This window comes from Trebonia sp., assembly GCF_049794275.1.
Lineage (GTDB): Bacteria > Actinomycetota > Actinomycetes > Streptosporangiales > Streptosporangiaceae > Trebonia.
In genome coordinates, this window is sequence record NZ_JBARCR010000110.1 from 1 (window position 1) to 8,983 (window position 8,983).

At 68.5% G+C, this 8,983-nt stretch carries 6 protein-coding genes and 2 pseudogenes; 2 read left to right on the forward strand and 6 right to left on the reverse strand.

All coding sequences use genetic code 11. The annotated features are described in order from the left end of the window. Both WA805_RS02855 and WA805_RS02860 read right to left on the reverse strand, forming a co-directional pair. Positions 1 to 579 (reverse strand): annotated as a pseudogene (locus tag WA805_RS02855) (IS1380 family transposase); the annotation flags it as partial. Positions 580 to 947: 368 nt separating this feature from the next. Then, on the reverse strand, positions 948 to 1,199 hold the full coding sequence (locus WA805_RS02860; protein WP_422286183.1) for a zinc-binding dehydrogenase: 252 nt from the start codon (positions 1,197 to 1,199) through the stop codon (positions 948 to 950). A gap of 283 nt (positions 1,200 to 1,482) precedes the next feature. Here WA805_RS02860 and WA805_RS02865 point away from each other — a divergent pair, with 283 nt between their 5' ends. Beyond that, positions 1,483 to 2,700 (forward strand): arginine deiminase, encoded by a 1,218-nt coding sequence (locus WA805_RS02865; protein WP_422286182.1) that lies wholly within the window; start codon positions 1,483 to 1,485, stop codon positions 2,698 to 2,700. Positions 2,701 to 2,886: 186 nt separating this feature from the next. On the opposite strand, the gene WA805_RS02870 is transcribed toward WA805_RS02865, so the two are convergent. Next, the gene (locus tag WA805_RS02870) at positions 2,887 to 4,299 is read right to left on the reverse strand and encodes a diacylglycerol/lipid kinase family protein (RefSeq protein WP_425241582.1); all 1,413 of its coding nucleotides are present in this window, start codon (positions 4,297 to 4,299) and stop codon (positions 2,887 to 2,889) included. Between the two features lie 44 nt (positions 4,300 to 4,343). Further along, a complete protein-coding gene (ppk2, locus tag WA805_RS02875) occupies positions 4,344 to 5,243 on the reverse strand; it encodes a polyphosphate kinase 2 (RefSeq protein ID WP_425241583.1) in 900 nt (299 codons plus the stop codon). A 161-nt stretch (positions 5,244 to 5,404) separates the two neighbouring features. Between ppk2 and WA805_RS02880 the strand changes: the two genes are divergently transcribed. Continuing rightward, a complete protein-coding gene (locus WA805_RS02880; protein WP_425241584.1) occupies positions 5,405 to 7,189 on the forward strand; it encodes a SulP family inorganic anion transporter in 1,785 nt (594 codons plus the stop codon). 583 nt (positions 7,190 to 7,772) lie between these two features. Here the strand turns inward: WA805_RS02880 and WA805_RS02885 are convergent. Both WA805_RS02885 and WA805_RS02890 read right to left on the reverse strand, forming a co-directional pair. Continuing rightward, a complete protein-coding gene (locus WA805_RS02885; protein WP_424564709.1) occupies positions 7,773 to 8,801 on the reverse strand; it encodes an LLM class flavin-dependent oxidoreductase in 1,029 nt (342 codons plus the stop codon). Beyond that, positions 8,798 to 8,983: pseudogene (locus WA805_RS02890) on the reverse strand (hypothetical protein); the annotation flags it as partial. The gene WA805_RS02885 and the pseudogene WA805_RS02890, both read right to left, overlap by 4 nt.

Genomic DNA, 8,983 nt, shown 5'->3' on the forward strand with positions numbered 1-8,983 from the left:
GGCGGCGTTGCCGCCGCGCAGCCGCGTGGCGCCGATCACCGGCGCGGCGGTCGGTGTGCTGATGACGGCGGCCAGCGCGTTCAGGCCCCGGACCAGCAGCGATTTCCCCTGGATCTTCGTGTGCCCGAACTTCGCGCCCTGCTTGCGGCGGCCGTAGACGCGTTTCTGCATGGAGTCGATATCGATGAACGCCAGCGTGCCCGCGCCGGGCAACAGCGGTGACCGCCGCGCCAGCTCCGCCAGGAACTCCCGGCCTGCCTTCTCCAGCTGGGCGACGTTGCCCCAGGTATAGCAGCGCAGGTGCGAGCCCAGCGTGGACGGCGCCCGGATGCCGCCGAACAGCGTGCTCATCGCGCCGTGCCGCAGCAAGTCCATGTCATCGATGCTGTCCGCGCCCGCCGCCATCCCGGCGACCAGGCACGGCACCTTCAGGTGCGCGTTGACGCCGCATTCCCCGCCCGGCTGGACGAGGTCCGCGACCAACTGGGCGAGGCCGGCGCGCTGCGCCAGGGCCATCACCGGGACCAGCCCGGCGTGCGACACGAGATTCGGGTCATCGAACGATGCGTTCGTCCGCACGAGGCTATGCAACAATCGCACTTACAGGGTGTCCTCTCGAACCGGGTGCTGGAAGCGTCAGATACTCCCATTCTCCCAGGTCAGAGGGCACCTTTCACGTTGACACGCCCGTAATCACCACTATTTGACCGGTGGATCGAGGCTAAGATGCTTAACGGCGGCCGGGACGGCCACGAGCATCGCCTCGGCGGCCGCTGCGGCATCGGCGACGGGGGCCGCGCGCGCGATCGCCAAGTTCACGCGGCCGGGCGGCGTGCCGTGGACGTGACGTCGTGGCCGGCGTGCCAGAGCCTTCCTATCTCGGAGCCGACGCGGTGGGCTCCGAGAACTGCGATCTTCATTGGCTCCTCCCTCCATCGGAAGCCATCTCATGTCGTGACGACGAGCTTGCCGGTGGCCCGGTTCTCCTCTATGTCGGTGTGCGCCTCCACGATCTGGTCGAACCGGTACACGCGGCCGATCGGGACGGCGGCCGTGCCGGCGGCGACGGCGTCGAGGAAGTCCTGCAGGGCCTGTGGCGGGAGGTCGGCGGCGTCCCCTTTGTACGCGGTCAGCCGTACCCCGGTGGGCAGGTAGTCGAGCGGGTAGAAGTCACGCACAGTCCACTGGTTGGACAGCATCCCGGTGAAGCATCGCCCTCGAACGCGGCTTTCTTCCGGAAATCCCAGCTGGTGATCTTGTCAGGAGCCAGCCGCAGCCAGGCGTGCCGCGCAGCTCAGCGCCGCGCAGGTCGCCGTACGCGTCGCCGGTGTCGACGAGAACCGGTGGCTTTACCCGGTTCCGCCGGGTCGCCGAGACGCCATTCAACCTACTGTTTGAAGCGCGCTCGTAAGCCGTGCCCCGCTCTGACGGTCTGCCTGTCCTAGGCTGACCTAAACGACGAACTGTTCAGAGCGGGGATTCATGTTCCACGTCGATTCTGAGGTCGGCCGCCTGCGGCAGGTGATCCTGCACCGCCCCGATCTAGAGCTCAAGCGCCTGACCCCGGACAACGTCGCCGATCTGCTGTTCGATGACATGCTGTGGGTAAGCCGCGCCCAGGCCGAGCACGACGCGTTCGCCGGCGTTCTGCGCTCGCGGGGAGTGGTGGTGCACTACTACAGCGATCTGCTGGCCCAGACCCTGGATAATCCGGAAGCCCGGGCCTACGTCCTTGACCGGCTTTTCGATCCGCGCCGGCATGGGCCGCTGGCCGCCGAGACCCTGCGGGCCGCCATGGAGGGGCTCGGTTCGGCCGAGCTGGCCCGGCACCTGGCAGGCGGGATCACCAAGCGGGAGATCGCCGAACTCGGGCCGGTGCCGAGGAGCATCGCCTTTCACTCGCTTGACTCCGACGGGTTCGTGCTCGCGCCGCTGCCGAACCTGCTTTACCAGCGGGACACGTCCTGCTGGATTTACGGCGGCGTGTCGATCAACGCGATGCGCCACCCGGCCCGCATCCCCGAGTCGATCAGCGACGAGGCCATCTACCGCTGGCACCCGATGTTCGCCGCGGCGGACTTCGACATCTGGTACCACGGGGCGGAAGCCGCCCCGGCCACCATCGAGGGCGGGGACGTGCTGGTCATCGGCGACGGCGCGGTCCTGGTCGGTATGAGCGAGCGGACTACGCCACAGGCGGTCGAGATGCTGGCCAGCCGGCTGTTCGCCGCCGGCTCCGCCCGCTGCCTGGTCGCTATCGACATGCCGAAGGCCCGGGCCTTCATGCACCTGGACACCATGCTGACCATGGCCGGCTACGGCGTCTTCACCAAGTACGCCGGGATGGGGATGCTGTCCTCGTACACGGTCGAGCCGGGCGCCACGGCCAGCGAGCTGAAGGTCACCGGCCACCCGCCCGAGGACATGCACCGTGCAATCGCCGCCGCGCTCGATCTGCCGGAGATCACCGTGCTCACCGCCGTTCAGGACGTGCATTCGGCGTCGCGCGAGCAGTGGGACGACGGCTGCAACGTGCTCGCGGTCGAGCCGGGCGTGGTCGTGGCCTACGAGCGGAATGTCACCACAAATACCTACCTGCGCGACCATGGCATCGAAGTGATCACCGTCCCCGGCAGCGAGCTCGGCCGCGGCCGCGGCGGCCCCCGGTGCATGAGCTGCCCGATCGAACGAGACGCCTGACCACCCGCACCGCGGAAATTGTGATTGCGGACGCGGGACCGCACCGCCGAATTCGCAGTGGCTGGGTGCTTAGGCTGCCACCAACTCGCGGATGACTTCAGAGCGCTTGGGGTTGGCAACTTCCCGGTGACCTGGTATGACGCGACCGACGGGAAGCAGGATGAACTACCGTGATCGTGGTGTTTCTTATTGCGTCCCGGACCCGTCGCCGTTGGTCCGTGTGAATGTGAGTGCCTGGTGCCGCAACCGTGACCAGTCCATGGGCGGCCGCGGGTCGGGGACGCCTGGCCGGTCGCGCGGGACCCGCACCCGCAGCGACAGGGGACGGATCGTGCAGTGCACCGGCGTGGGCATCAGCACTGATTCGCCGTCGATCCCGACCGGGATCTGCGGTTGCTCGGCGTCGATGACGACCTCGCGGGCGGTGAGCACAGTGACGTTGCGCGACCGTTGTGCCCTGCGGAGCAGTCCGGCCGCCTGGGCGGCGGTCTCGATCTTGACGCCGACGACGCCGAGCAGGCCCTGGTCGAGCCGCGCGCGGCGGCCCAGGCCGACGATGTCGCCGGTCTCATACGGGTTATTGCTCACCAGCACCGCTTGCGGCCCGTCGAGTATCACCTGCCCATCGACCCGGACCACCAGGTGCGCTCCCTGGTGGCCACTCAGCAGGTCGGGGAGCATCTGCAGCGCGGTGCCGGACTTGTCGTCGCGGTAGGCGGGGCTCTGCACGACTTGGGCGTAGGCGCCGAACGAGGCGTTGTTGACGAACGTCCGGTTTCCGATCAGGCCAAGGTCGATGCGCAGCTCCACGCCATCGGTGAGTGCGCTGAGGCAGCTGGCAGGGTCGTCACGGTCCAGCCCGAGATCGAGGGCGAAGTGGTTGCGGGTGCCCGCTGAGATAACCATCATCGGGACGTCCCGCTCGGCGGCGATGCCCGCGACGAGAGCCTGGGTTCCGTCGCCGCCTGCCACCCCGAGCAGGTCGGCGCCGTGGTCTAGCGCCTGACGCGCCAGCGCGGCTACGTCTACCACTCCGGGACCTTCGAGCAGCGCCACCTCGGCGCCGAGCGCGGCGGCCTTGTCCCTGAGTCCGAACTTCCCGACCTTCCCCCCGCCCGACCGCGGGTTCATGATCACAAAAGGCTGCCGCTGCGGCGCGACCGCATCTTCGCGCGGTTTCGCCGGAGAGCGGCCGCTGCTAAGTGCCGCGCGGCCCGCGGTCACAGCCGCGGTCGCGAGCACGACGCCGAGCGCGATCTCCCACAACAGTCCGGCGGCGACGTACACCACGATCATGGCCACCGGCGCGACGACCAGGACCGCGGCCGCGAGCCAGCGCACGAGGCCGCGGTTAGCCAGGAACCACCATGCCGCCGCGCAGGTGATGGCCAGTCCCGCGAGACCCAGGAGCAGCGCGGTAATGCTCTTCAGCGCACCGGACAGCAGAACCACCACCACCGCGGCGAACGCGGCGGCGAACGCGAGCCGGGCCAGCCACCGCTGGCGCCGGGTGGCGTGGGCCGGCGCCCCGGCCGCGGCACCCATTTCACGGGGCGGCTCGCCGCCCTGCGCGGCTACACCACCGACCTTGCGCCCCATACCTGTCCTCCCTCGGACCCTCGCCGATGTGGAAACGCGGCTGTCTAGAACGGCGCCGGGATGTACCGCAACGGCAGGTCCGGCTCCGCGTAGCCGCGGGCCCGCTGCCGCCTGGGCAGCGTGACGTCGCGGTGGGCGAGCGGCTTGTAGGGGACCTGGCTGAGCAGGTGGCTGATGATGTTGAGCCGGCCGCGCCTCTTGTTGTCAGTGTGTGCGATGTACCAGGGGGCCCACGCGGTGTCAGTGGCGGCGAACATCGCGTCCCTGGCCCGGGAGTAGTCATACCAGCGGCTGTAGGACTTCAGGTCCAGGGCCGACAGCTTCCAGATCTTCCGCGGGTCGTTGATGCGGCTCTGCAGCCGCCGGGTCTGCTCGCCGGGGCTGACCTCCAGCCAGTACTTCAGCAGCACGATCCCGTCATCGGCCATGGCCCTTTCCACCCCCGGCGTCAGCGCCAGGAACCGCTCGGTGTCCTCGGGCGTGCAGAAGCCCATCACCGGCTCGACGCCGGCCCGGTTGTACCAGCTGCGGTCGAAGATCACGACCTCGCCGGCCGCCGGGAAATGCGGGAGATAACGCTGGATGTACATCTGCGACTTCTCCCGCTCGGTCGGGGCGGGCAGGGCAACGACCCGGAACACCCGCGGGCTCACCCGCTCAGTGATCCGCTTGATCGTGCCTCCCTTCCCGGCGGTGTCCCGGCCCTCGAACACGATGCAGATCTTGGCTCCCGACGCCTTGACCCACTCCTGCATCGCGACGAGCTCGCCGTGCAGGACCCTCATCTCCCGCTCGTACTCCTTGCGCTTCATCTTCGGAGGCGGGCCGGCTTCGGCCTCATGCCGCCCGGCAGCCGCCGACGCGTGGACCTGCTCGTCGTGCTGCTTGTCCTTCTTCGTGGCCATGTCGCTTACCTCCGGCGGGGCGACCCGGTCGTACGTCACCTGTGGTTTCGCCGGGGCTGGCGCCTGGCCTTCTGGCAGGAAGTCATTCCGCCAGGATCGCCTGCCGCGGCAGGCGGGTCCTCATCCTGCACGGGTGATGCGCCCGCTTGTCTAATGGGGGAAATTGCGATTACGGCGTATGACCAGGGCCGGGGGTGTCCATGTTCGGTGCGGTGCCCGGGCTTCAGGTGATTTCGTCCTACCGGCGCCGGTGGCTGCTCAAGGACGTCATCGCGGGGGTTGTGCTCACCACGTTGCTGGTCCCGCAGGGCATGGCCTATGCGGAACTGGCGGGCCTGCCGCCCATCACCGGCCTGTACACGTCCATCTTGTGCCTGCTCGGCTATGCCGTGTTCGGCCCCTCCCGGATCCTGGTGCTGGGCCCGGATTCCTCGCTCGGGCCGATGATCGCCGCGACGATCCTGCCGCTGATGGCCGCCGACGGCGACCCCAAGCGGGCAATCGCGCTGGCGTCAATGCTTGCCATCATGGTCGCGGCGATCATGATCCTGGCCGCCGTGGCCAAGCTCGGCTTCATCGCCGACCTGATCTCCAAGCCGACGATGATCGGCTACATGAACGGCCTGGCCCTGACCATCTTGATCGGGCAGCTGCCGAAGCTGTTCGGGTTCAAGGTCAGCGCCGATAACCTCATCGGTGAGGTCACCGGGTTCGTCAAGGGCCTATCCCACGGCGAGGCGGTTGCCGCCGCGGCCATGGTGGGGATCGCCGGGATCGTGCTGATCCTGGTGCTACAGCGCTGGCTGCCGAAAGTCCCGGCGGTGCTCATCATGGTGGTGCTCGCCATCGCCTCGACGTCGGTGTTTGACCTGGCCGGTCACGGTGTCAGCTTGGTCGGGGTGCTACCCAAGGGGTTCCCGCCGCTCACGATTCCGTCGGTTCACCTGGCCGATCTCGGGCTCCTGTTCGCCGGGGCCCTGGGCATAGCGCTGGTCTCCCTCGCCGACACGATCTCCACCGCCTCGGCGTTCGCCGCCCGCACCGGGCAGGAGGTCCGCGGCAACGGCGAGATGATCGGCATCGGCGCGGCGAACCTGGCGGCCGGCCTGTTCCAGGGGTTCCCGGTCAGCACCAGCGGGTCGCGGACGGCTGTGGCAGAACGATCCGGGGCGAAGACCCAGCTGACCGGGGTCATCGGGGCCGCCCTCATCATCTTGATGATCGTGCTGGTCCCGGGCCTGTTCCGGAACCTGCCCCAGCCCGCCCTGGCCGCGGTGGTGATCACCGCGTCGCTGTCCCTGGCCGACATCCCCGCCACAGCCCGGCTGTGGCGCCAGCGTAAGGTCGAGTTCCTGCTGTCGATCACGGCGTTCCTCGGCGTCGCCCTGCTTGGCGTGCTGCCCGGGATCGCGATCGCGGTCGGCCTGTCCATCCTCAACGTCTTCCGGCGGGCGTGGTGGCCCTACGACACAGTGCTCGGGCGCGTGGACGGGCTGGAGGGCTACCACGACATCCACTCCTATCCCGATGCCCGGCACCTGCCCGGCCTGGTGATCTACCGGTTCGACGCCCCGCTGTTCTTCGCCAACGCCAAGACGTTCCGCGACGAGGTTAGGCGGCTCGCCCGGGCCGACCCGCCGCCGATCTGGATCGTGATCGCCGCGGAGCCGGTGACCGACGTGGATACGACCGCTTCCGATGTGCTGGAGGACCTGGACGAGGCGCTGAACGCCGCCGGCATCAGCCTGGTGTTCGCCGAGCTCAAGGACCCGGTACGGCACAAGATCGAACGCTACGGCCTCACCCGCACGATCGACCCGCACCACTTCTTCCCGACCATCGAAGCCGCCATCGCCGCATTCCGCGACGAAACCGGCGCCCAGTGGACCGCCGGTCGGCCCGCCGACGGCCAGGCGGCCCCAGGCCAGACAGCCGCCGATAGCGCCCCGCCGAACCGCATTCCCGCAGGACCACCCGCCGGCTAGGCCAACCAAACCTGGATGCTCGAACGACACCCGCCCCGTCTGAGCATCACGGCGCTGTATAAGACGGCCTACGTGCTGGCGGGAAAGACCTGGACCGGCACGATTGCCGAACGCGGCGCCCTGGCAGCAGCTTCCAGCAGACCACAACGGCACCCGCGGACGTTGACCGTATGACACAGATCCGGATGATCCGGGCGCTTTCACGCGCTCAGTCGATGCCGTTGCCAGGCGTGCCTAATCGATCGGCGCGCCTCGGCCCGGCCAGTCGCAAGACTGGCAGCATCGCATCATGCCCAAAGGGTTCGTGTCCGAGAGGGACATGGACCCGCGCGCCCGTGACCTGCGAATTTGCTTCACCATCGGATCTTGGAGACGAATAATCGCAGGTCAGGGACATGGATTCAAGTGTCCGAGGAGCGACTGCACCAGATAGCCAATGGTTGCTGGCTGCGGAGTTTGCCCTGGACCGTGGACTGTCAACCGGCGACGGTCAGGAAGCACCGCGAGATGAACCCAAGAGCCAGTGACGCGATCGAGGTCCGGGAGCCGGACGACGGCAGGCTCCTGCTGGTCGTTCCCGGGCTTAGCTGAGCAGTTCGCGGACGCGCGGGATGACCTGACGGCCGTACAGCTCGATGTTGGTCATGAGCTGGTCGTGCGTCAGGCCCGGCATGCCGTACTTCAGGTCGAACCGGGTGGCCCCCAGGGTGCGGAGGTTCGTGGCGATCTTCTGCGCGACGGTTTCGGGTGAGCCGACATACAGTGCTCCGTGCGGCCCGGTTTCCCAGTCGAAGGATTCCTCGGTGGGAATCGCGAAGCCGCGCTCCGGCGCGACCAGGGCGATGATCTCGCGCCAGCGCGGCCAGAACTCCGCTTTGGCCTGTTCGTCGGTAGCCGCGACGTGGCCCGGCGAGTGCACGCCCACCGGGAGCGGCGGGCATCCGGACTTCTCCAGGGCGCGCTGGAACAGCTGTGAGTACGCGGCGAACCGGGCTGGCGGCCCGCCGATGATAGCCAGCATCAGCGAGAACCCGAGGCGGGCGGCGCGGATCACCGACTGCGGGTTCCCCCCGACTCCGATCCACGTCGGGAACGGCCCGGACTCGGTGTGCGGCACCACGTCCTGGTTCAGCAGGGCCGAGCGGGTCTTGCCTTCCCAGGTGACGGGCCTGCCCTTGAGCAGCTCGGCGAACAGCGTGGCCTTCTCGTCGAACAGTTCCTCGTAGTCGGCCAGGTCGTAGCCGAACAACGGGAACGACTCGATGCTCGATCCGCGGCCGAGGATGACCTCGGCCCGGCCCCCGGAGATCGCGTTCAGCGTGGAGTACCGCTGGAACACCCGGACCGGGTCGTCGGAACTCAGCACGGTGACGGCGGAGCCGAGGTGGATCACCTCGGTGCGGGCCGAGATCGCGGCGAGCACCACGTCCCCGGCCGGCATCGGGAAGTAATCCGTGTGGTGCTCGCCGATCCCGAAGAAGTCCACGCCGGCCTGTTCGGCGAACACGCCCTCTTCGACCACGTTGCGGATCGTCTGGGCGTGCGAGGCCGGCTTGCCAGCGGCGTCGCAGTTGCGGTCGCCGAAGGTGTCCAGCCCGAGGGTGTAAGTCATGTGAGGCTCCTAGCGTTTTGACGCACGGCCCGCTCAAACTCAGGCAGCGTCAGCACAACCCCGAACACCGGGCCGCCCGGCTGCAGCACCCGGCCCGCCCGCAGGCTTTCCAGGCGGACCGGGTCGTAGCCGATCCGGTCGAGCAGGCTCGCGATCGCGGCGGCTGCCGCGGGGTCGTCGCC